This window comes from Ectothiorhodospira sp. 9100 (assembly GCF_022227565.1).
GTDB classification, from domain to species: Bacteria; Pseudomonadota; Gammaproteobacteria; order Ectothiorhodospirales; family Ectothiorhodospiraceae; genus Ectothiorhodospira; species Ectothiorhodospira marina.
Map to the genome: position 1 here is coordinate 1 of NZ_JAJNAN010000020.1, position 21,840 is coordinate 21,840.

Annotated in this window: 18 protein-coding genes; 7 read left to right on the plus strand and 11 right to left on the minus strand. The window is 63.3% G+C overall.

The features are described from left to right. Position 1: 1 nt before the first annotated feature. Complete coding sequence (locus LPW29_RS07995; protein WP_238627575.1) at positions 2-1,360, minus strand: methyl-accepting chemotaxis protein; 1,359 nt, start codon at positions 1,358-1,360, stop codon at positions 2-4. Between LPW29_RS07995 and LPW29_RS08000 the strand changes: the two genes are divergently transcribed. Then, a complete protein-coding gene (locus LPW29_RS08000; RefSeq protein ID WP_238627576.1) occupies positions 1,359-1,652 on the plus strand; it encodes a hypothetical protein in 294 nt (97 codons plus the stop codon). The genes LPW29_RS07995 and LPW29_RS08000 overlap by 2 nt on opposite strands. A 93-nt stretch (positions 1,653-1,745) precedes the next feature. Then, entirely contained in the window at positions 1,746-4,943 is a 3,198-nt protein-coding gene (putA, locus tag LPW29_RS08005; protein ID WP_238627577.1) for a bifunctional proline dehydrogenase/L-glutamate gamma-semialdehyde dehydrogenase PutA, read from the plus strand. A gap of 148 nt (positions 4,944-5,091) precedes the next feature. On the opposite strand, the gene LPW29_RS08010 is transcribed toward putA, so the two are convergent. Further along, positions 5,092-5,442 (minus strand): hypothetical protein, encoded by a 351-nt coding sequence (locus LPW29_RS08010; RefSeq protein ID WP_238627578.1) that lies wholly within the window; start codon positions 5,440-5,442, stop codon positions 5,092-5,094. Positions 5,443-5,710: 268 nt separating this feature from the next. On the opposite strand from LPW29_RS08010, the gene LPW29_RS08015 reads away from it, so the two are divergent. Continuing rightward, positions 5,711-7,000: a diguanylate cyclase gene (locus LPW29_RS08015; protein ID WP_238627579.1), complete on the plus strand. Its 1,290-nt coding sequence runs from the start codon at positions 5,711-5,713 to the stop codon at positions 6,998-7,000. A 175-nt stretch (positions 7,001-7,175) separates the two neighbouring features. Here LPW29_RS08015 and LPW29_RS08020 read toward each other — a convergent pair whose 3' ends face one another. Together LPW29_RS08020 and LPW29_RS08025 are read right to left on the minus strand one after the other, a co-directional pair. After that, positions 7,176-7,469, minus strand: coding sequence for an Lpp/OprI family alanine-zipper lipoprotein (locus tag LPW29_RS08020; RefSeq protein ID WP_090253399.1), 294 nt, complete (start codon positions 7,467-7,469; stop codon positions 7,176-7,178). 234 nt (positions 7,470-7,703) lie between these two features. Further along, positions 7,704-8,540, minus strand: coding sequence for a succinylglutamate desuccinylase/aspartoacylase family protein (locus tag LPW29_RS08025; protein WP_238627580.1), 837 nt, complete (start codon positions 8,538-8,540; stop codon positions 7,704-7,706). Positions 8,541-8,631: 91 nt separating this feature from the next. Here LPW29_RS08025 and nagZ point away from each other — a divergent pair, with 91 nt between their 5' ends. From nagZ to LPW29_RS08045, 4 genes are all read left to right on the plus strand, one after another. Then, positions 8,632-9,678 (plus strand): beta-N-acetylhexosaminidase, encoded by a 1,047-nt coding sequence (nagZ, locus tag LPW29_RS08030; protein ID WP_338018683.1) that lies wholly within the window; start codon positions 8,632-8,634, stop codon positions 9,676-9,678. A 99-nt stretch (positions 9,679-9,777) separates the two neighbouring features. After that, positions 9,778-10,146: a DsrE/DsrF/DrsH-like family protein gene (locus tag LPW29_RS08035; protein ID WP_238627581.1), complete on the plus strand. Its 369-nt coding sequence runs from the start codon at positions 9,778-9,780 to the stop codon at positions 10,144-10,146. A gap of 85 nt (positions 10,147-10,231) precedes the next feature. After that, complete coding sequence (locus LPW29_RS08040; protein ID WP_238627582.1) at positions 10,232-10,789, plus strand: hypoxanthine-guanine phosphoribosyltransferase; 558 nt, start codon at positions 10,232-10,234, stop codon at positions 10,787-10,789. A 66-nt stretch (positions 10,790-10,855) separates the two neighbouring features. Beyond that, positions 10,856-11,608, plus strand: a complete 753-nt coding sequence (locus LPW29_RS08045) for an S-methyl-5'-thioinosine phosphorylase (protein WP_238627583.1) — start codon at positions 10,856-10,858, stop codon at positions 11,606-11,608. Positions 11,609-11,640: 32 nt separating this feature from the next. Here LPW29_RS08045 and moeA read toward each other — a convergent pair whose 3' ends face one another. The 7 genes from moeA to LPW29_RS08080 form a co-directional block, all read right to left on the minus strand. Then, positions 11,641-12,915: a molybdopterin molybdotransferase MoeA gene (moeA, locus tag LPW29_RS08050; protein WP_238627584.1), complete on the minus strand. Its 1,275-nt coding sequence runs from the start codon at positions 12,913-12,915 to the stop codon at positions 11,641-11,643. 40 nt (positions 12,916-12,955) lie between these two features. Then, positions 12,956-13,960, minus strand: a complete 1,005-nt coding sequence (gene moaA / locus LPW29_RS08055; RefSeq protein ID WP_238627585.1) for a GTP 3',8-cyclase MoaA — start codon at positions 13,958-13,960, stop codon at positions 12,956-12,958. Further along, the gene (gene mobA / locus LPW29_RS08060; RefSeq protein WP_238627586.1) at positions 13,957-14,619 is read right to left on the minus strand and encodes a molybdenum cofactor guanylyltransferase MobA; all 663 of its coding nucleotides are present in this window, start codon (positions 14,617-14,619) and stop codon (positions 13,957-13,959) included. Before mobA ends, moaA begins: the two co-directional genes overlap by 4 nt. A 164-nt stretch (positions 14,620-14,783) precedes the next feature. Then, on the minus strand, positions 14,784-15,677 hold the full coding sequence (locus LPW29_RS08065) for an AEC family transporter (RefSeq protein ID WP_238627587.1): 894 nt from the start codon (positions 15,675-15,677) through the stop codon (positions 14,784-14,786). A 39-nt stretch (positions 15,678-15,716) separates the two neighbouring features. Continuing rightward, a complete protein-coding gene (locus tag LPW29_RS08070) occupies positions 15,717-17,105 on the minus strand; it encodes a TolC family protein (RefSeq protein ID WP_238627608.1) in 1,389 nt (462 codons plus the stop codon). A gap of 257 nt (positions 17,106-17,362) precedes the next feature. Then, entirely contained in the window at positions 17,363-20,467 is a 3,105-nt protein-coding gene (locus LPW29_RS08075) for an efflux RND transporter permease subunit (RefSeq protein WP_238627588.1), read from the minus strand. Further along, positions 20,464-21,654: an efflux RND transporter periplasmic adaptor subunit gene (locus LPW29_RS08080; protein WP_090253372.1), complete on the minus strand. Its 1,191-nt coding sequence runs from the start codon at positions 21,652-21,654 to the stop codon at positions 20,464-20,466. Before LPW29_RS08080 ends, LPW29_RS08075 begins: the two co-directional genes overlap by 4 nt. Positions 21,655-21,840: the final 186 nt, after the last annotated feature.

Sequence of the window (21,840 nt, forward strand, 5' to 3'; positions counted from 1 at the left end):
GTCATGCCGCTATACCTTGAATCTTCCCACCCGCGTTTGAAGTTCCGCAGCCAATCTCGCCAATTCGTCGCTGGCCGCCGCAATCTGTGTGGAGCCGCTGGCTGCCTGCTCCACGCACTTCATCGGCCACGACAGCAAAACCGCGGCCTGCCTCTCCGGCGCGGGCAGCCTCAATGGCTGCATTGAGTGCCAGGAGGTTGGTTTGCTCTGCAATCCCACGGATGACCTCCAGCACTGTACCGATACTTTCGGCATCTCCCTGCAGGCGGTTGATCACTGAAACTGCGCTTTGCACCTCCGTGGCCAATTCGCCAACCTCCCGCGAGGTTTGCTGGACCACCTCGGCACCGGAATGCGCCGCACGGTCCGATGCGGTTGCCGCATCAGCGGCCTGGTGGGCATTACCTGCCACCTCAGTCACGCTGGCCGCCATCTCGGTCATGGCCGTCGCCACCTGCTCCGTTTCGGATTGCTGCTGCTGAACTTGCTCACTGGCCTGACGGCTGGACACGGCCAGTTGCTCTGCCGCCGCTGATAACTGGCTGGCTGCCTCCGAGACCTGCCTCACCAGGGTGTGAACACCATCGATGAAGCCGTTGAAACTGCGGGCCAGATCCCCGAATTCGTCGTGACGCTCCCCATCGAGCCGTTGTGTCAGATCACCGTCGCCGGCCGCAATCCGGTCCAGGGCCTGTCGCGTTTCACTCACTGGCCTCACGATCATGCGCGACACCAGCATGATGATGCCGGCCAGGATCAATAGGGTGAGTCCGAAGACAACCACCAGGGTTATTTGTAACTCACGCGCAGTGGCCAGTAGGTTATCTGTGGGGATGGCGACGGCCAAGGACCACCCGGGCGTGTTGGGAATGGGTTGATAGGCCACATTGAAGGCGCGCCCGGTCTCATCCACATATTCCCCCACACCCCGATCACCGTCTACCATGCGCCGAGCGATGGTGGCGTAGGCTTCGTTGGCCACATCCAGGGCATTTTCCGACATCCGCCGCCGTGCATCCGGGTGAGCGATCGTCATGCCATTGGAATCCAGGGCCCAGGCAATGGCGCCGGGTTGATCGATGGCCTGCTCCACGATGCGCGAAAGGGTGTCCAGGGTGACGGTCGCGGCCAGCAGGCCGACCACCTCACCCCGTGCATCTTCCACTGCATGGGCCAACACGGTGATCGGATTCCCGGTGCTGCGGGAGTATACGGGGTCGGTCACCACGGATGTGGCACCCTGATCCCGAACGATGCGCTGGAAATAGCCCCGGTCGGCCAGGTTGGAGCGGTGTTCGTTGTGGTAATAGGCCTCGCCATCGCCATCGGCGAAGAACAGCACCTCGTATTCTGCGCTCATGCGCTGGCCAAAGTGCTGCAGTACACCCGTGGGTCGCTGGGTGTTGCGTCAGGCCTGCCTGCAGGCCCGGCAATGGGCGCAGCAGGGACTTGAGTTCGGCACCATCGCGGTGAATGTTTCGGGCGTGCAGGTGCAGACGGTGGCGGATGTGCTGCAGGAGGGTGGTCTGGATTCCTCCTTGCTGGATATGGGCTGCCACCGAGCCCAAGGTTATCTGTTCAGCCGGCCGGTGCCGGCCGAGGACATTCCGGCCATCCTGAATGCCCGTCGCCGGGCGCATTCACGGTGGTGATGGCCGGCACACGGTGCTGGCCTCCGTATCCATGGATTCCATGAGGCGGTTGGAGCTATCCTCGTGCGATTGCCAGGAAGACAGGACAAGAGCATGAGCCGATTTGTCTATGCCGACCCCGATTCCCTGCCACATCACGATCGGCAGGCCATCAGCCAATTGTATCGGGCCGATGAGGCCGTGACGGTCCGGATGCTGCTCGACCGCTTGCCCCAGGATGAGGAACGAGGCACCCGCACCCGTTACCTGGCCCGGGGCCTGGTCAAGGGGATGATTCAGGCCCAGAAGCGCCAGTCCGGCATGGCAGCGCTGATGCAGGAATATGATCTCTCCAGCGACGAGGGGATCGCGCTCATGTGCCTGGCCGAGGCCCTGCTCAGGGTGCCGGACAAGGCCACGGCGGATCGCCTGATCCACGACAAGCTCACCGCTTCCCACTGGGATGCCCATCTGGGTCGTGATCGGCCTTTCTTCGTGAATGCGGCCACCTGGAGCCTGTGGCTCAGTGAACGCATCATCGATACGGATGATCGCCGGCGTTGGTTATCCCGCGTGGTGCATCGCATGCTGGCCCGCGTGGGCAGCCCGGTGATCCGCACGGCCGTGCGCCGTACCATGGGGATGCTGGGCGATGGTTTCGTCCTGGGGAGGACCATCGACGAGGCCATGAAGCGGGCGCGACGCAACGAAAAGCGTGGTTATCTGTATTCCTACGACATGCTGGGCGAGGCAGCCCGCACGGAAGAAGATGCCCAGGCTTACTTTCAGGCCTACAAGGAGGCCATCGAGCACATCGGCAAGTCGGTGGACCCTCGCATCGCCATGCGGGAGCGCCCTGGCATTTCGGTGAAGCTTTCGGCTCTGGATAACCGCTATGAGCCCGGGCACGAGGAACGGGTTCATCGCCGACTGATGCCGCGCATTCTGGATCTGTGCCAGCTGGCCCGAGATTACTACATCCCCCTGTGTATCGACGCCGAGGAATCCTGGCGCCTGGATCTGTCGCTGGATGTGGTGGAACGCCTGCTGGACGACTCCAGCCTGGAGAACTGGGAAGGATTGGGATTTGCCGTGCAGGCCTATCAGAAGCGGGCCTGGGAGGTGCTGGGCTGGCTGGAGAACAAGGCGTCGCTGAAACGTCGTCAACTGATGGTGCGCCTGGTCAAGGGGGCCTATTGGGATACGGAAATCAAGGAGGCTCAGGTCCAGGGTCTGGCCGACTATCCGGTGTTCACTCGCAAGGCGGCGACGGATGTCTCTTATCTGGCCTGTGCCCAGCGCCTGCTGCATGACTGTCCGCACCTGTACCCTCAGTTCGCCACCCACAATGCCCATACGGTGGCGGCCGTCATGGAGATGGCCCGGGACAAGGAATTCGAGTTGCAGCGTCTCCATGGCATGGGGGAGGCGCTGTACGATCAGCTGGTGGCCCGTGACCGCCCAAAGGTGCCCTGTCGCATCTATGCCCCGGTGGGCAGTCACGCGCATCTGTTGGCCTACCTGGTGCGCCGATTGCTGGAGAATGGCGCCAATTCCTCATTTGTTCATCGCATCCACGAGGATGATCTGGATCATCTGATCGCCGACCCCGCCGCCTGGTTGCGCACCTGCGAGCCGCTGCGCAATCCTCGTATTGCCCTGCCCAAGGACCTCTATGGCAAGGCCCGCCGCAACAGTGAGGGACTGGATTTTTCGGATCGGTCCCTGCTGTTGAAACTGTCGGCTCATATGACGCGTATCGCCGAGAAGGGTTGGCGTGGTGGACCGCTGGTGGCGGGGGCGATGCGCACGGATCAGGCTCAAGCGGTGGTGTCCCCCTCGGACAGGCAGCGTCAGACGGGCAAGATCACCTGGGCCGGTGAAGGGGACGTGAAAACGGCTCTGCAAGCGGCCGATGCCGCCTGGCCTGACTGGGAGGCGACGCCCGCCGAGCGTCGGGCCGAGATCCTGGAAGCGGTGGCTGATCTCTATGAGAGACACCAGACCGAGCTCATGAGTTTGTGCGTGGAAGAGGCCGGCAAGAGCCTGCGCGATGCCCATGCCGAGGTGCGCGAGGCAGTGGACTTCTGCCGCTATTACGCCGCCCAGGCCCGGCGCCTGTTCTCCCGGTCGGCAGTGTTGCCCGGTCCGACCGGGGAGCGCAACGAATTGAGTCTGCATGGGCGAGGCACCTTCCTGTGTATCAGCCCCTGGAATTTTCCCCTGGCCATCTTCACCGGGCAGGTGACCGCCGCCCTGGCAGCCGGCAACGCGGTGTTGGCCAAGCCCGCGGAACAGACCAGTCTGGTGGCCATCCGGGCCGTGGCCCTGATGCATCAGGCTGGTATCCCCACTGAAGTATTGCACTGCCTGCCCGGGCCCGGTGGCGAGATTGGCCCCCTGCTGGTGGGTGACCCCTGGGTCAGCGGTGTGGCCTTTACCGGTTCCAACGAGACGGCGCGCCTGATCAACCAGGGGCTGGCCCAGCGGGAGGGGCCCATCGTGCCGCTGATTGCGGAGACCGGCGGCATCAACGCCATGATCGTGGATTCCACCGCCTTGCACGAGCAGGTGGTCATGGACATCGTGCGCTCGGCCTTCCTCAGTGCCGGTCAGCGTTGCTCAGCCCTGCGGCTCCTCTGTGTGCAGGCGGATATCGTCAAGCCGCTGTTGAAGATGCTCAAGGGCGCCATGGATTCCCTGGTGGTGGGAGACCCCCACTGGCTGGTCACGGATGTGGGGCCGGTCATCGATGCCGAGGCTCTGGAGCGGCTTGAGGCCCATCACCAGACCATGGAGGAGCATGGCCGCGTCCTGCATCGCGCGCCGCTGGGGGGAGACTGCGAGCGAGGCCTGTTCATGGCACCCACCCTTTACCGGCTGGAGAGCATCGAGGAATTGGTGGCGGAGGTGTTCGGTCCCATGTTGCATGTGGTCACCTGGCGGTCCGGAGAACTGGATGCCCTGGTGGATCGTATCAACGCTCAGGGGTATGGCCTGACCTTGGGTATTCACAGCCGTATCAATGCCCATGCTGATGCGGTGACCCGCCGGGCGAGGGTCGGTAACGCCTATGTGAACCGGGATATGGTGGGGGCCGTGGTGGGCACGCAGCCCTTCGGTGGCGAGGGGTTGTCAGGAACCGGCTTCAAGGCCGGCGGGCCTCATTACCTGTTGAAGTTTGCCACCGAGCGTGTGGTGACGGTGAACACAGCGGCGGTAGGGGGGAATGCCAGTCTGTTTGCCATGGCTGAGGGACATGGTGTTGGTCATGGTCATGGTCATGGGCAGAAGCGATTGCCTTCACCTTAGTTCCTCACCCCTCGCCCCTCACCCCAACCCCTCTCCCCAGAGGGGAGAGGGGCTAGCAGGTATCAGCGCTCTTCCTCGCGGTGAGAGGGGCTAGCAGATATCAGCGTTCTTTATCCCACCCAGTGGGAGGGGCGGGGGGCACACCGTCTCAGGAAGGGCTGCCATTCCCGGAGCCACTCTTGCTCCGTGCACGGCTGCGGCGGGCTCGGGGCTTGGGCGCGGGTTTCTCTTCGTATTCCTCCTCCATCATCAGCACCGGATCATCCTCGTCCCGCCGGGATTGACTGGAGGGCCAGAAGCCGTCTCTGGCGCGACGCAGCCAGGCATTCAGGTATTCCTCGATGATGTCCTGGGTATCCAGCGGCAGGTCTCGGTAGATGAGGGTGCCGACAAGGGCGAGCACCATGACGCCACCAAGCAGCGTGAGCAGGGGTTGCAGGAAGACGATGGTGGCCAGGGCGGCAATGCTGAGCAGGATGATGCGTGTTCTTTCGGGCATGGTCTCTCTCAAATGATGTTGGCTGCCCACGGCGATGGGCGTATTGTCAAGGGTGGGTTGGTCCGATAGGGGAAATATTTTGCCCCAAGCGCCGGCTCAAGAGTACCCCTTGGGGGAGGGGGGGCGGTTTTGGCCCATCTTGTCCCTGTGGTGATGAGGCGGTTCAGTCCATTGGTATGCCAGATGATCAGGGGCGTTGGGAGTGCTATATTGAACACCACACGTTTCACTGATGCCAGTCCCACGCCCAGACACGGGCCCTCTCGCCATGCCGCAGATCCGCAGACAATCCGGCCATCACGTCCTCGTGGTGGAGGACAGCCGCTCGGTGGCCGGGCTGCTGGCGAACAAGATCGCAGAACTGCCCGATCTTCAGGTGAGAGTGGCTGGCTCCCTGGCTGAGGCCAGGGCAGCGCTGGAAGAAGGTGCCGAACAGTTCTTTCTGGCTGTGCTGGATCTGAATCTGCCTGACGCACCGGACGGGGAGGTGGTTCCCTGGGTGCTTGAACAGGGTATCCCTGCTCTGGTACTGACCGCGGGAGTCAGCGACGATGATCGGGACAGGCTGATCGATCTGGGCATTATCGATTACATCAACAAGGACAACCCCTCCGAGATCGACCATGTGGTTCGTTCGGTAGGCCGCATTCATCGTAATCGCAATATCGGTGTCCTGGTGGTGGACGACTCCACCTCGGCCCGAGCCTATCTCATGGCCCTGCTGCATCGGTATGGGTATCGGTTGCTGGAGGCCAAGGATGGTCAGAGCGCCCTCAGGCTGCTGGATGAACAGGGAGACCAGATCCATCTGATGCTGTGCGATCAGCACATGCCCGGCATGGATGGCATCACCCTGATTACCCGTGTTCGCCAACGGTATTGCCGCACCCGGCTGTGCATCATCGGCATGTCCAATCATGGCTCGGGTATCCTTTCAGCCCGTCAGCTCAAGGCCGGGGCCAACGACTTCATTACACGGCCCTTCCTGGAAGAGGAGTTCTTTGTGCGAGTCAACCAGAATGTGGCCCTGATCGAACTGATCCAGGAGATGGAGAACGCCGCCAACCATGATCCGCTGACCAGCCTGTTCAATCGCCGATACCTGGCCGATGCCGGACAGATGCTGCACGAGGCGGCCCGCAGGGGTGGGCGTGGTCTGAGCGTGATCCTGATGGATCTGGATTTCTTCAAGCACATCAATGATCGTTTCGGTCACTTCGGGGGTGATGAGGTACTCACCCAGGTGGCCAAGGTGCTCAAGGCTCGGGCGCGTGCCTCGGATATCCTGGTGCGTTACGGTGGCGAGGAGTTCTGTCTGGTGGCACAGGACGTTGATCAGAAAGCGGCCATCGCGCTGGCCGAGACCCTGCGTCAGGCGGTGGCCAGCATGGAGTTCTGTCTGGACAGCGAGTGCGTCAAGCTGACCTTGAGTGTAGGGGTGACCACCCGCCTGGGAAGCGATCTGGAACAGATGCTCCACGATGCGGACAACGCCCTGTATCAGGCCAAGGAATCGGGCCGCAACAGGGTGGTGGCCACCCCGGTCACGGACCCGTAGGGAAGGAGTCGACCCTGAGGGGGATCAGAACTCCCCGACCCAGGTCACACCGAGGCTGCGGCCTGGCGCACGCAACGCCTGCACATCCGGATATTGGCAGTGCCGGGCCCGCCATTTGAGTGGCGGGGCCGGTTCTTTTTGCGCGTCAGCCAATCATGACGTGCGTGGAGTCTGCTTACTTACCGCGCCCCATGGTGCGCTCCATGCGCTGCATCATCTCGCGCAGGCGAGCATTTTCTTCCAAGGCGCGATCGGCCTTCTGGTTGGCTTCGTTGGCAGTGCGGTTTGCACCTTGAGCAGTGGACTGTGCCTGCTCGGCAGTACGCAGAGCATTGTCAGCCGTCACACTGGCGCTGTCGATCATCTGGCGTTGTTGTTCCATGTTATCGGTGGTAGCACAGCCGGTGCCCAGCACCAGGGCCAGAGCGGCAGCGGGAACTACGGCAAAACGGATCATACCTTTACGCATCGTAACCTCCATTACAAAGGGTTATTTTTCGGGGCGTGCATGGCTCCGGTCCGGGATGCCCCGAGGCGCGGTGGCCATGATTCCACCAAGCTGAATTCTGAAAAATCCAGATGACTCGAGTGTATCAGGTCAGGTGGAGTATCCATACCGTGGGATCGCCAGTCTTGCGAGCCGTTCACAAAATAAGGATTCTGCAGTGCATCATTGCTGTACAGCGTCATGGTCAGGGGCGGGTCAGTCATCACGCTCCAGGCGGCTGACCGTGGCCACCGGTGAGCCGGCCTCCACCAGTGGATTGCGGCGAATGGAAGTCAGCAGGCCACTCACCGGTGTCTTGAGTTCCTTGATGAGGGCGCCGTTGTCCCGGTCATAGAGATAGCCGATGAGATCTCCTCCATGCAGCCAATGCCCCGGATCCTGACGGAAGACGAACAGGCCGCGAGCCTCGCTGGTCAACTCGAAGATCTGTTTTTCGCCAAAGTAGTGCAGGTCGTCCTCTTCTTCCGCGAGGCTGATTTCCCGAATGATCTCAGTATGGGTGAGAAAGGTCACCAGGGCGCGGAACAGGCGCTCGCACAGGGCGGGCTGTAACTCACCGGCGCGACCGGCCTGGAGGTAGAGATTTTCACCGCCCGCTTCGCGCCAGGCCGGCAGCCAGGGCAGGCCGCCGTTCATGTGTCCCGGGTGTTCGATCACGGCCGCCAGACCAAACAGGCAGGCAGAGGCACGTTCGTCATCGCTGGGGTCGATAAGCGACACCTGGGGCAGGGCATCCATACCGTCCGCTCCATGACTGACCTCCACCCGATAAAAGGCCTGTCGGGTCTGGTGGGCGACGGTCTCCGCCTGATCGGGTTCGGGGCAGGGAGCAATGAGGATCCTTTCTCGCAGGCGGCCCCGTGCGGCTTCACCTGATTCCAGGCTCTTGAGAAAGGCGCTGAGTCGGCCCAGGACGAATTGGCCGTTGATGTTGGTCTCTCCCCCGGGGTTGACCAGGGCGACCCGCGGCCGTCGCTCGGCGGGCCCCAGGTCGTGAACCGGGTTGGCGAGTGGGGTGCTTTGATCTGCCATCGGCATCCGATCCTTCTGGGTTGCATGTGGCCCTTGGGGCACGATCCGTTACAATCGCGGGTCTCGATCCCGAGTGCAAGAGTAAGCTGCCATGCCCCTGGGGCTCATCATGCTGGATCTGGAGGGGACGACCCCGACAGCCGCCGAGAAACGCCTGTTGTGCCATCCCATGGCAGGCGGGGTGATCCTGTTTACCCGCAACTTTCAGTCGATGGAGCAACTGACTGAACTGGTGAGGCAGATCCATGCCCTGCGCGAACCGCATCTGCTGGTGGCCGTAGACCACGAAGGAGGTCGAGTGCAGCGTTTTCGTGAAGGATTCACGAAGCTGCCCCCCATGGCTCGCCTGGGTCATGTCTACGATCGGGAGCCCGCCGAGGCACGCCGCCGGGCCCGCCTGCTGGGTTGGTTGATGGCGGCGGAGTTGCGCGCCGTGGGCGTGGATTTCAGCTTTGCGCCGGTGCTGGATCTGGCTCATGGGTGCAGTGGCGTGGTCGGTGATCGAGCCTTTCATCGCTCGCCCCATGCGGTGGCGGATCTGGCGCACCACTGGGTGAAGGGCATGCGTTCGGCAGGCATGGAGGCGGTGGGCAAGCACTTCCCGGGCCACGGTGGGGTACGCGCTGATTCCCACCTGGAACTGCCGGTGGACGAGCGACGGCAGCGAGACATCCTGAATGACGACATGCTCCCCTTTGAGCGCCTGATCGAGCAGGGGATCGCCGGGCTCATGCCCGCCCATGTGGTGTACTCCCGGGTCGATGGGCTTCCGGCAGGTTTTTCCCGTTACTGGTTGCAGGATGTATTGCGCGGGCAGTTGCGTTTCCAGGGAGCCATCTTCAGCGATGATCTGAGCATGGCAGCCACTGAGACATTCGGGGATTATGGTGAACGCGCACTCAGGGCCCAGGCCGCTGGCTGCGACATGATGCTGGTATGTAACCACCCCGAGGGCGCTGCCCAGGCACTGGATGCCCTGGCGGGGCACGACGCGCCCGTGGCCATGGCCAGACTGGCAAGGATGCACGGCCGGCGGGCACCTGACTGGCAGACACTGCGCAGCGACCCCCACTGGGAAACTGCCGTGACGCTGGCGGCGTCAATGGATAACGCCTCGAACATGGAATTGCCGGTGTGACAAGGGTTTGTCTGATCCTGGAATAAGCCGGCCTTATGCATTGGCGGGAGTGGAATAGCCTGCCTATAATGCCGGCTGAACCACCAAAGGAGTGAGAAAATGGCCGACAAATTAATGATTATCATGGTCAACACCGATCCCAAGAACCCTTCCGAACTGGGTGCGCCGTTTTTCCAGGCCACCGTGGCCGCGGCCATGGAATATGACGTGGAAGTCGTCATGACCGGTCGTGCCGGCGAACTGGCCAAGAAGGGAGTGGCCGAAAACCTGTTCGTGCAGGAGGGCAGTCCGAAGTCTGTTTACGATTTCATCAAGGATGCCCACGAAGCGGGCGTCAAGTTCAAGGTGTGCACGCCCACGCTGGATCTTTGGGGGGATGATATGATCCCTGAGGTGGAAGAGACCGTGGGCGGTGCCTACGTGATCGGGGAAGCCATGGATGATGATACGGTGACATTCACCTACTGAGCCCTCTTCCGAGGCCCCTCTCCCTGCTGGGAGAGGGGCAAATACCCCGAATCAAGGCTTTTTTTAACGAAAATAAAGGGTTGTCATGTCCGTTACTCCGGAGCACGCGGCGCAGGTTTACGCCGAAGCCGATTGTTTGATCTCGAAACAGCAGGTGGAGGCAGCAATTGACCGTATGGCTGAGACGATTACCCGGGATCTGGCGGAGCAGAATCCCCTATTGCTGTGCGTGATGACCGGTGGCGTGGTCTTCACCGGCCATCTGCTTACGCGTCTGCATTTTCCGCTGCAGGTGGATTATGTGCATGCGACCCGCTATCGGGGCGAACTCAAGGGGGATGACACCCTGCACTGGATCATGGAACCCCAGATTGATCTTAAGGACCGCGTCGTGCTGGTCCTGGACGATATCCTCGATGAGGGCCACACTCTGGCCGGCATTCTGGACTATTGCCGCCAACAGGGCGCCCGCGCCGTACACAGTGCTGCCCTGGTTCTCAAGCGCCACGATCGCCGCGTACCCGGCCTGGAGGCAGACTACGTGGGTGTGGAGGTGGAGGACCGCTATGTCTTTGGCTACGGCATGGACTACAAGGAATTCCTGCGTAACGCCAACGGTGTTTATGCCGTCAAGGGCTGCTGAGCGCGCCTGCCTCCGCTGTATCCTTGCCGCCCCTGGGTGGCCTTTCTTTATCATGAAGAGCGCGACATGACCGACAGTACCATTGCCATTATCGGTGGCACCGGATTAACCTCACTCAACGGCCTGGAGATCACCCGACGCGAGGTGATGCACACCCCTTATGGAGAGCCTTCCGGCCCCATCACCCACGGGGTGCTGGCCGGCAGGGAGGTCATGTTTCTGGCGCGCCACGGTTATGGACATACCATCCCGCCGCACCGCATCAACTATCGGGCCAACCTTTGGGCACTGAAGAATGCCGGGATCAGCCGTGTGGTGGCGGTGGCTGCCGTGGGTGGCATCACGCCCGAGATGTATCCACCCCGGATCGTTTTCCCCAACCAGATCATTGACTACACCTGGTCGCGTGGGCACACCCTGTTCGAGGAAGACCTGAGCCATGTGACTCACGTGGACTTCACCGAGCCCTATTGCGCGGAGTTGCGCCAATGCCTGCTCGCTGGTGCCCAATCCATTGGGCTGGATGCCCATGACGGGGGGACTTACGCTGCCACTCAGGGGCCGCGCCTGGAAACCCGTGCCGAGGTGGACCGCCTGGAGCGGGACGGCTGTGATCTGGTGGGCATGACCGGCATGCCCGAGGCCGGCCTGGCCCGTGAACTGGGGTTGGGCTATGCCACCTGCGCCGTGGTGGCCAATTGGGCCGCCGGTCGTGGCGAGGGTGTCGGGGAGATCTCGATGGAAGATGTGGAGAAGAATGTCAGCGAGGGGATGGTGAACGTGCGGCGCCTGCTGGAGGTGGTGATTCCGACCATGTAGTTGTTGGGTGAGGGGGAACGAAGGCATCTGCCTCAGGGCATCACACCCCAGAACGGTTGCACCTGTACCATTTCACCCGGCTCCACCCGATCCTGCTCCATGTCCAGCACAATAAAACAATTGGCCTCGCTCATGGAACTCAGCACGCCGGAACTCTGGGAAAGCGTTGCCCGTACCTGTAACCGACCCGCCTCATCCTGCTCCAGCACACCGCGTTGGAACTCCATTCGCCCCGGGCGCTTCTTCAGCGTATCCTGGCAGACCACCGGGAACAGGGGGGGCAGCGCCGGCTCGGGAACCCCCATCATCCGTTGCAGCGTGGGCTGCACCAGCTGATAGAAGGTGACCACCGCCGAGACCGGATTACCCGGCAGGCCTACGAACACGGCGTCACCCACCCGACCAAAGGCCAGCGGACGCCCAGGCTTGATGGCCACCTTCCAGAAATCAACTCGCCCGACCTGATCAAGAATGTCGCGAATGTAATCCGCTTCTCCCACCGAGACGCCACCGGTGCTGATCACCATATCGGCACAGGCTGCCGCATCGACGAAGGCGGCCAGCAGGGTCTCGCGGGTGTCAGGGATGACCCCCATATCCAGTACCTCCACGCCCAGTTCAGTGAGCATGCCGAAAAGGGTATGGCGATTGCTGTCATAAATACCCCCGGGCGGCAGGGGTTGGCCCAGGGGGGTGAGTTCATCCCCCGTAGAGAAAAAGGCCACCCTCGGGCGCCGGCGAACCGTGACCTCCACCGGTCCCAAAGAGGCCAGCAGGCCCAGGCGTGCAGGCGTGATGGCGGCCCCCGCCTCAAGCACCGTCTGCCCCTGCTGCACATCTTCGCCGGCATGGCGCACATTCTCGCCAGTGCGGGGGCCAGCGGAGAGGATGATTTGATCGCTTTCGCGGCGGACCTTCTCCTGCATGACCACGGTGTCACAGTCCTTTGGCACCACGGCCCCGGTCATGATGCGTACGCATTCCCCCGGCCCCACTGGACCGCTGAAGGGGTTGCCGGCCCAGGCAGTGCCCACCACTTCCAGCCTTACTGAGCCCTCCCCGGGGAGATCGGGGCCGCGAACGGCATAGCCATCCATGGCAGCGTTGTCGTGACCGGGTACGGCAATCGGGGCTTGAACCGGTTCCGCGAGCACTCGATGCAGCGCCTCCCGCATGGCGAGGCGTTCGTGACCGGTGACCGGGGCGACGGACTCGAGCATCCGTTGCCGGGCCTGCGCCAGCGTCATGGAATCCGGATCGTGATCATCGTGGCAGTGGGTGGAAACAGGCGCGTTGGTCTGGGTCATGATTGGGTCGCGGTTGTTGTGAGTTTAAGGCAGTGACCGATCATCCACCGGTCACGCTCATGTGCCGCAGGATCACCGGCTTTGCGCTGAGGTCGAAGGTATGCCCTTGTGGCTTGATCTGCATGGCCTCCACAATGGCCCGGGTAAGTGCCCGTGAATCCCCTGGGTATTCCCGAACCACCTGGCGCAGGTCCACCGAGTGCTCCTGGCCCAGGCAAAGTAACAGGCGGCCCTCGGCGGTCAGACGCACCCGGTTGCAGTCCGCGCAGAAATTGTGACTATGGGGAGAGATGAACCCGATCCGTGTAGGGCCGTCGTCCAGGCGAAAATAGCGGGATGGGCCACCGGTAGATTCGGTGGTGGGGATCAGGCGGTAGCGGGCCTGGATATCGGCCCTGACCTGATCGCTGGAATAGAATACCTCGGCCCGGTCGTGATCTGCGTTCACTCCCAAGGGCATCTCCTCGATAAAGCTGATGTCCATGTCCCGGGCGCGGCAGAACTCCACCAGATCAATGACCTCATCCGCGTTACGGCCCTTGAGGATGACGCTGTTGATCTTCACCCGCTCCATACCGGCAGCCAGGGCTGCATCGATACCATCCAGCACCCTTTGCAATTCCCCCAGCCGGGTGATGTGCCGAAACCGTTCCGGTCGCAGGCTGTCCAGGCTGATGTTGATGCGTCGAACCCCCGCGGCCCGCAGGGCCGGGGCGTGTCGGGCGAGCTGCGAGCCGTTGGTGGTGAGGGTGAGTTCTTCAAGGCCGGGGAGGGTGCCCAGCCCCCGGAACAGCCCGGTGACACCCCGCCGTACCAGGGGTTCGCCACCGGTGATGCGGATCTTGTCCACCCCCAGCGCCACGAAGGCCTGGGCGATCTGCTGGATCTCCTCCAGGGTGAGCACCTGGCTGCGGGGCAGGAACTGCATGTCTTCGCTCATGCAGTAGACGCAGCGAAAATCGCAGCGATCCGTGATGGAGATCCGCAGATAGCTCACGCGGCGTCCGAACCGATCAACGAGGGGCGGCGAGGGTGTCGGACTCATGAGGCGCGGTCCTCCAGTGGGCTGGGCATTTCGGGCGAGGGGCTGGATTGGAGCGTGGCAGCCAGGAAACGATGCTCCCGGGGGGTGTTGATGTTGGCGAAGGCCTCCGGGCAGTCAGAAAAGTCTGCCAGCGAGGGCCTGTGGCGCTGGCACCAGATCCACGCCTTGCGTTCACCCGCATTGAGAAAGGCCTCAAGGTCCGGCAGTAGCGACTGGTGCACCAGGGCAAAGACGGGCTGCGGGCGTCGTTCGACCTGGGCGATGGCCAGCCGTCCTCCCTGAGTCTGGCGGGCCTGGGCGAGTCGCTGCAGCAGGTCGCCCGGGAGTTGCGGGCAATCGCAGGGGACGGTGAGTACCCAGGGCGTGGTACTGGCGCTCAGCGCCGCGGCGATTCCCGCCAGGGGGCCGGCAAAGTCGGGTTGTGTGTCGGACACGACAGGGGCACCGAAGCTTGCGTAGGCATCTGCATGGCGATTGGCGCTGATGATGAGCGTGTCCACCTGACGCGAAAGCTTCTCCATGACCCAGCGCACCATGGGTTGCCCGGCGAGATCGACGAGCCCCTTGTCCCGCCCCCCCATGCGCACACCCCGGCCACCGGCCAGGACGACGCCGGTAACGGAGGTTGGGTCGGGGGCTGTGGGGGCGATTGGAGTCATAAGGTTATATCGAAGTGTAACCCGACCGACTTGATTTGAGTAACCTCAAGTTTGATTGGAGAGAGAGTATCTGCTGTTGAGTCCCTCTTGGACAGGAGGATACGGGTGCCTTTTTCTGAGCCCCTCTCCCGCTGGCGGGAGAGGGGTTGGGGTGAGGGCGTCTTTTATTGAATCAAGAAGAGCCACAAGGGCAGGGTGATGGCCGCTGCCAGGGTGTGGGTGGCGATCAGGGCGGCCACGATCTGACCATCGCCGCCCATGCGCACGGCCAGGATATAGGCCGAGGAGGCGGTGGGCAGGGCGGCCAGGACCAGGGCAGCGGCCAGATAGACACCGCTGATGCCGAATAACATGGCGGCGCCCACGGAGATGGCAGGCACGGCGATCAGCTTGACCAGGGTCAGGTAAGCGATGGCTGGGGCATGGCGGCCCACGCCGGCCAGTTGTAGGCCAGCCCCCACGGCAATGAGCCCCAGGGGCAGGGCGGCCTCGCCCAGAAAGCCCAGGGTGGTGTCGATCATCGTGGGAAGGGACCAGCCGCTGAGGGACCAGGCCAGCCCTGCAAACGTGGAAAGCACCAGAGGATTGCGGGCCAGTTCCCGCAGCAGGCCGTGATTGCCGTGCCGCGCCAGGGCCCACACGGCGCCCACATTGGCCAAGGGCACCATGAAGCCGGTCAGGATGGCGAATACCGCCACCCCCTCAGCGCCGTAAAGGCCGCCGAGAATGGCAAAGCCGATATAGGAATTGAAGCGAAAGGCGCACTGGAATGCCGAGGCAAATTCCTGCTGGCCAAGGCGCATCCAGCGCTGCCCCAGATAGCCCAGCGCCATGCCGGCCAGCATGAAGATGAACCCGGTGTAGATCATGCCGGCAGCGCTCTGGATCTCCAGCGGGTGCCGGGCCAGGGAGCCAAACAGCAGCGCCGGGAAGAGGATGTAGTAGATCAGCCATTCCAGGTCGGACCAGAAACCGGGGTTGAAACCGGCGTGCCGCCTGAGCAGAAACCCCGCAACGATCAGGGCAAAGGTGGGAATGAGGATCTGCAGTGTCGTCATGGCGCAAAGGTGTGGATGGCATACCGCAAGTCAAAGGTCTCAGAAGCTTAACTCCAGCGCCTCGTCCCCCGGGGCCTCGATCCCACGGCGCAGCAGCAGCGTACCACTCTGGCGATAGAGTTCGGTGAGGGCCTGACGGTGACGGATGATGGCCTCGGCTTCCTCCAGCTGGCTCTCCAGCAGATCCCGTTGGGCCTGGGACAGGGCCAGGGCGGTGCCGGTGCCCACGCGGAAACGGGCCTGCTCTCCCCGGAGAACCTCCTCCTGAAGTTCCCGGGTAAGTTGCGTGGCCTGGATCTGTTCACGGGTGCGATTGGCGTCAAACCAGGCGTTCTGTACGTCCAGGGCGGTGAGTTGCTGCAGGTTGCCCAGGGCCTCCAGCGCCTGCTGACGGCTTAGACCGGCGCGCTGAACGTCGGCGCGGGCGGCGCGGTTGCCGATGGGATATTCCAGTTGCAGACCCACACTGTAGTCATAGCCGGGGCCATCCACCTCCCGCCAGGCGTCGCCGAAGGCGGAGGCATAGCCGCTTTGCCCCAGCGTGACGAACAAGTCCAGCCGCGGCAGCAGGCCCTGACGGGTACGAATCACCTCCAGCTCTCCCCGTTGTACCCGCAACCGGGCCTCATTCAGCGCCGGACGCAGTTCCCGGGCCAGTTCCATATGGGCGGACACCGGTTCCAGGGTAGGTACCTGTGGGTCCGGCTTGTCCAGGGGGGTGACCTGGGTGCCCCAGTGGGCGGCCGGCGGATTGATGAGTTGCAGCAACTGGATGCGGGCCTGGGCCCGTTGTGAACGGGCGTCGATCAAGCCCTGACGACGCAGGGCTTCCTCAGCGCGGGCAGAGATTTCCTCACTCTCGGGCCGGTCGCCGACACGGATGCGCTGACGGGTCTCTTCCAGCTGCTGACGGGCCACCGCCAGAGATTCCTCGAAGATCTGTGTCTGGCGACTTGCCAGCACATAGTCCCAGTAGGCTTTTTCCACATCGGCCACCAGGGATTCAGTGAAGCCCCGAAATTCATAGAGTGAGCTTCGGGTATCCACCCGGGCCTGACGCAGGCTGGCCAGGTTGGAGTCGATGCGGGCGCCACGCAGCAGGGCCTGGGTGAGGGTGAGGCCGGCACGGGAGGTGAATTGTTCATCGGTGCGCGTCGATTCGCTGCGCACACTGCGCAGGGACAGCTCGATGTCGGTGCCGGTGGGCAGGCTTTGGCGCACGCCGGCCTCGATGCGATCCCTTTGGGAGCGGGTGACTTGGTCCGGTAACCGAGCCTGGTCAAACTGCCGTACCGTTTCATCCTCGGAGAGGCTGGCCTCGCCGAACAGCACCGGATCAAACACCGCCCGCTCCACGGCCTCGAAGGTGCCGGTGATCAATGGTTGCAGTTGCTCCATGGTGAGGGAGCGATTGTTTTGCAGGGCCATGAAAACGGCATTCTCCACCGATAGCGCCAGCGCGTCGGGTGCGGCCTGCCCGGAGGTGGGGGCCCACGCCTGCGGGGCGCTCAGTTCGGGGGGGCCTTCGGGTAATGCCTCCGGTGCCGGGCCCCAGGCATCCAGACGTTCCTCCAGCCAGGGCGGGGTGGGGAGGTCATCCGCCGGAACCTGGGCGGTGGGCAATAGCATCAGACCAGCGATGGCCAGGGCACTGAGACCGCGGCGTGGGGGTGAGCATGGGAACATCATGTCGACCTGATCGGGTTGGGCGCGGGTGAGCCCGCTTCTTCTCGATGAAACAGCGTATACAGTACCGGCATCAATAGCAGCGTGATCAGCGTGGAGCTGAACAGTCCACCGATGACCGCTCGAGCCATGGGTGCCTGGGTCTCGCCACCCTCACCGATGCCGATGGCCAGGGGGATCAGGGCCAGGATGGTGGTCAGGGAGGTCATCAGGATGGGCCGCAGGCGGCGACGGGCGGCCTCCCGCACGGCAGATCGAGGGATCATACCCTCGCTGCGATGCAGGCGAGCACTCTGGTCCACCAGCAGGATGGCGTTGTTCACCGAGATGCCCGTCAACATGATGATGCCGATCAGCGACTGGGCGTTCAGGGTCGTGCCCGTGATCAGCAGCATGGCAACCACGCCGATCAGCGCCAGGGGAACCGAGAACATCACGATAAGCGGGTCGCGCAGGGATTCATACAGACTGGCCATGACCATGTACACCAGCGCCACGGCCATGAGTAGTGCCAGCCCCAGTTCCTTGAAGGCCCGCTGCTGTTCTTCCACGTCTCCGCCGAAGGTGATGTCCACATTGCGAGGCAGGGGCAGATTCTCCAGTTCGGTGCGCACATCGGCGACAATGGAACCCAGATCCCGGCCGGCAATGTTGGCGTTCACCGTGTTGACGCGTTGTTGTTCCTTGCGTTCGATCTGTAGTGGAGCAATCCCCGACTCCAGTTCCACCAAGTGGCGCAGGCTCACCGGGTCGCCGGTACGGCTGGGTACGGTGATGTTCAGCACTTCGTCGATGGACATCTGGTGCGCATCCTGCATTTGCACCCAGATACGGGTCTCCGTGCCTCGATCCCGGTATTGTCCAGCACTGCCGCCACTCAGGGCGGTCTCCAGGGTGCGGGCGACCTGGGAGACACTCACCCCCAGGTCAGCAGCGCGGGCGCGGTTGATGCGGACCAGTTGCTGCTCGCGGCCATCTTCGCGTGCCAGGCGCACATCCGTGATGCCCTCGATGCCTTCCAGACGGCGCTCCAGTTCATCCGCTACCTGGTCGATGGTCTCCAGTTCAAAACCTCTGACTTCCAGGCTCAGGATATCCTCGTCCCCACCCCGGCCCATGCCCCGCATCATCATGCCGCGGCTGGGGCGCACGCGAATGGTGGCGCCGGGGATGTCATCCAGGTGGCGGCGCAATTCCATGGCGATCTCGTCCGTGCTCCGGTTGCGTTCGGACTGGGACACCAGGGAGATGCGCAGGCTGGCCGTGGACGGCGAGGTGGAACGGAAGCTGGAACCGCCCACGCTGGTCACCAGATTGTTCACTTCGGGCACCTGTGCCACCAGGGTCTCCTCGATGCGGCGCACCACCTGATCCAGGATATCCAGGCGTGTGCCCGGCTCCATCTCGATGCTCACCCGCAACTCGCCCTCATCAGTGGCTGGCATGAATTCAGTACCCAGACGTGGCACCAGGGCCAGGGCCAGGATGAACAGGCCCATGGCCAGGATGATCACCGTCCAGCGATGACCCAGGGCCGCATCAAGCAGGCGCAGGTAGGTGCTTTCGATTCCCTGCACAATACTGCCGGCACCGCGACTGGCCCGCTGCGTGAGCCCATTGCCTGGGCGTTCGCTGACAGTGCCCTTGCGGCCCATGAGCATGGGCACCAGGGTGAGGGCAACCAGCAAAGAGCAGAACAGGGCAAAGGCCACCACATAAGCCAGCTGCTTGAACAGCACGCCGGCCATTTCCTGTGCGAAGAACATGGGCAGGAAGATGGCCAGCGTCGTGAGGGTGCTGGCAGTGACGGCTGCGGCCACGTCCGAGGTGCCTTCAGTGGCTGCCGCGGCGGCCGGCAGCCCGTCCTCGGTGCGGCGTCGGGCAATGTTCTCAATCACCACAATGGCATTGTCCACCATCAGGCCCACCCCCAGGGCCAGTCCACCCAAGGTCATCAGGTTGAGCGTGAAGCCACCGAAGTGGATCAGGCCGAAGGTGGCAATCACCGAGACCGGGATGGCCGTGGCCGCCACCAGAGTGAAGCGCAAATGCCGCAGGAAGAACAGCAGCACCAGTACCGCCAGGCTGCCGCCGTAGAGGATGGAGCGACCCACGTTAGCGATGGAGCGCTCGATGAAGCGGGAGCTGTCGATGGCTGCGGCCACATGGATCTGTGGAAACTCACGATTGAGCCGGTCGATCTCATCCCGCACCACCTCGGCCACCTGAACCGAGTTGGCATCGGCCTGTTTCTGGATGGCCAGACGGACCCCCGGTACGTCGTTAATACGGATCAGGCGGGTGATGCGCTGGTGGGTATCTCGCACCTGGGCCACCTGGTGGAGGTAAATGGGGGCATCATCGCGGGTGGCCACCACGGTGCCCAGGATCTGATCCAGGTTCTCGAACTCCCCCGGTGTCTGCAGGCGCAGGTCCATGCGGCCCCGAACAATCTCCCCGGCAGGCACGGTGATGTTGGCATCGCGCAGGGCCTGGCGGATGTCCTCCAGACCCAGGCTCAGGGATTGCAGGCGATCCGGATCCACCTCCACGCGGATCTCGCGTTCCAGGCCGCCCCAGACATCCACGGCCGCGACGCCGGGCACGCGCTCCAGCCGGGGGCGGATGCGATCATCGATGAGCTGGCGCAGCTCGATGGGATCCAGTTCGGCTGCCACACCGATGAGCATGATGGGCACATCCGAGCTGTCGAAGCGCCGTACACGGGGCCGGTCAGCATCTTCCGGCAGGCTGTTGACGATGCGGTCCAGGCGGTCGCGCACCTCGTTGGTGGCCTCATCCAGATTGGTGCCCCAGCCGAAGGCAATGCGCACCGTGCTGGAGCCCTCGGATGAGGTGGAGGTCACTTCCTCCACGCCGGGCACGGCCGAAACGGCCTCTTCCACGGGGCGGGTGATGAGCTGCTCCATCTCCTCGGGACCGGCGTTGTTATAGCTGGTCATCACCGAAATGGTGGGGAAGGTGATGTCCGGCAGGAGATCGATGGGCAGGCGGAATAGGGACATCAGGCCCAGCGTGACGACAATGGCCGTCACCATGGAGGTGAAGATGGGTCGGGGGACGGTGAAACGGGCGGGATTCATCGGCGGGCACCTGCGTCCCGCACTTGTTCATCGTCGGCGATTCGCAGTGGAACCCCGTCGCTGAGCAGATGCTGGCCCAGGGTGACCACCCGACCATCGATCTCGGGCTGCAGGATTTCCACCTGGCCATCGTCCTCGATGCCCGGGGTCACGGCCACGAATCGTGCGATGGGACCGTTGTCCCCTTCTTCCACCCGAAAGACACCCGACTGGCCATCGCGCTCGAGAATCGCATCAAAGGGCACCACCGTGGCAGCCTCAACGGAGCGGGTGCTGACACGGGCCTCCACGAACATGCCCGGACGCAGACGCTGGTCAGGATTGGGTACCTGAATCTCCACGCGGGCCTGACGGGAGGCCTCGCGAAATTCCGGGGCCACGCGGATCACGCGTCCCTCAAACTGCTCACCCGGATGCGCCACGGTGCTCAGATGGGCCTGTTGACCGGGTTCCAGATGGGCGTAATCCCGCTCGGTGACGAATACCCGGGCACGCAGGGGTTGAAGATTCACCAGGGCCAGGATGGGGGTGTTGGCCTGCAGGATGCTGCCTTGATCCACCATGCGATCGGCCACCAGCCACTGGCCCTCACCAGGGTCCAGTTCGGCCTGGATGCGCGTGTAGTCCAGGCGTATCTGCGCGTTACGCAGGGCCGCCTGGCGCTGGGCGATCTGGGAGCGTGCCAGGGTGACGCCCGCCTGGCGAGCCTCCACATCGGTTTCCGCCGACTCCAGTTCGGACTGGGAGGCCACGCGTTGCGCGCGCAACTCGCGGGTCCTGTCCAGGGCCCGCCGGGCGGAGGTGAGTGCCGCTTGAGCCTCGAGGAGGCTGGCGTTGGAAACCGCGAGTTCGGCCCGCGCCTGCTCCACTTCCTGCTGGAACGCATCATCGTCCAGTTCGGCCAGCAATTGACCCTGGGCCACCTGATCCCCGATGTCCACGTGCAGATGGTCCAGGCGCCCCGCCACGCGGGTGGCGATCTCCACACGGTGGGCTGCCACCAGGGAGCCCGTGAAGACCGAGCGATCGGTGAGATCCGCCTGGGAAACCCTCTCCACGGTCACTGCCACGGCCCCCTGACCGTTCCCGGGGCCCGGGCCGGTGATGGAATCGGACCCGGTTCCCCACCAGACGAGCACCGCCAGAAGGATCAGTACCGGGGGGATCAGGATCGGGAGTCGTTTCATCGGGTCTTGTCCATGGCCGGGAGGGCAGTATCGTGTGGGCTTGAACGGTGGCTGATTCAGGCCAGGGCGATCACGCCGGTTGGCAGTGACAAAAAAGGCCTGGCATGGGATAAACGCGCGGCGCTGCCATCCGTTGACAGATCATCTACCGACAGGGTGCGGGCGGTGGTCCGCCCAGCGGATAGA

Coding starts and splice junctions, on each gene's coding strand:
- LPW29_RS08000 (WP_238627576.1), top strand. CDS start 1,359: ATGCGCTGGCCAAAGTGCTGCAGTACACCCGTGGGTCGCTGGGTGTTG.
- LPW29_RS07995 (WP_238627575.1), bottom strand. CDS start 1,360: ATGAGCGCAGAATACGAGGTGCTGTTCTTCGCCGATGGCGATGGCGAG.
- putA (WP_238627577.1), top strand. CDS start 1,746: ATGAGCCGATTTGTCTATGCCGACCCCGATTCCCTGCCACATCACGAT.
- LPW29_RS08010 (WP_238627578.1), bottom strand. CDS start 5,442: ATGCCCGAAAGAACACGCATCATCCTGCTCAGCATTGCCGCCCTGGCC.
- LPW29_RS08015 (WP_238627579.1), top strand. CDS start 5,711: ATGCCGCAGATCCGCAGACAATCCGGCCATCACGTCCTCGTGGTGGAG.
- LPW29_RS08020 (WP_090253399.1), bottom strand. CDS start 7,469: ATGCGTAAAGGTATGATCCGTTTTGCCGTAGTTCCCGCTGCCGCTCTG.
- LPW29_RS08025 (WP_238627580.1), bottom strand. CDS start 8,540: ATGGCAGATCAAAGCACCCCACTCGCCAACCCGGTTCACGACCTGGGG.
- nagZ (WP_338018683.1), top strand. CDS start 8,632: ATGCCCCTGGGGCTCATCATGCTGGATCTGGAGGGGACGACCCCGACA.
- LPW29_RS08035 (WP_238627581.1), top strand. CDS start 9,778: ATGGCCGACAAATTAATGATTATCATGGTCAACACCGATCCCAAGAAC.
- LPW29_RS08040 (WP_238627582.1), top strand. CDS start 10,232: ATGTCCGTTACTCCGGAGCACGCGGCGCAGGTTTACGCCGAAGCCGAT.
- LPW29_RS08045 (WP_238627583.1), top strand. CDS start 10,856: ATGACCGACAGTACCATTGCCATTATCGGTGGCACCGGATTAACCTCA.
- moeA (WP_238627584.1), bottom strand. CDS start 12,915: ATGACCCAGACCAACGCGCCTGTTTCCACCCACTGCCACGATGATCAC.
- moaA (WP_238627585.1), bottom strand. CDS start 13,960: ATGAGTCCGACACCCTCGCCGCCCCTCGTTGATCGGTTCGGACGCCGC.
- mobA (WP_238627586.1), bottom strand. CDS start 14,619: ATGACTCCAATCGCCCCCACAGCCCCCGACCCAACCTCCGTTACCGGC.
- LPW29_RS08065 (WP_238627587.1), bottom strand. CDS start 15,677: ATGACGACACTGCAGATCCTCATTCCCACCTTTGCCCTGATCGTTGCG.
- LPW29_RS08070 (WP_238627608.1), bottom strand. CDS start 17,105: ATGGCCCTGCAAAACAATCGCTCCCTCACCATGGAGCAACTGCAACCA.
- LPW29_RS08075 (WP_238627588.1), bottom strand. CDS start 20,467: ATGAATCCCGCCCGTTTCACCGTCCCCCGACCCATCTTCACCTCCATG.
- LPW29_RS08080 (WP_090253372.1), bottom strand. CDS start 21,654: ATGAAACGACTCCCGATCCTGATCCCCCCGGTACTGATCCTTCTGGCG.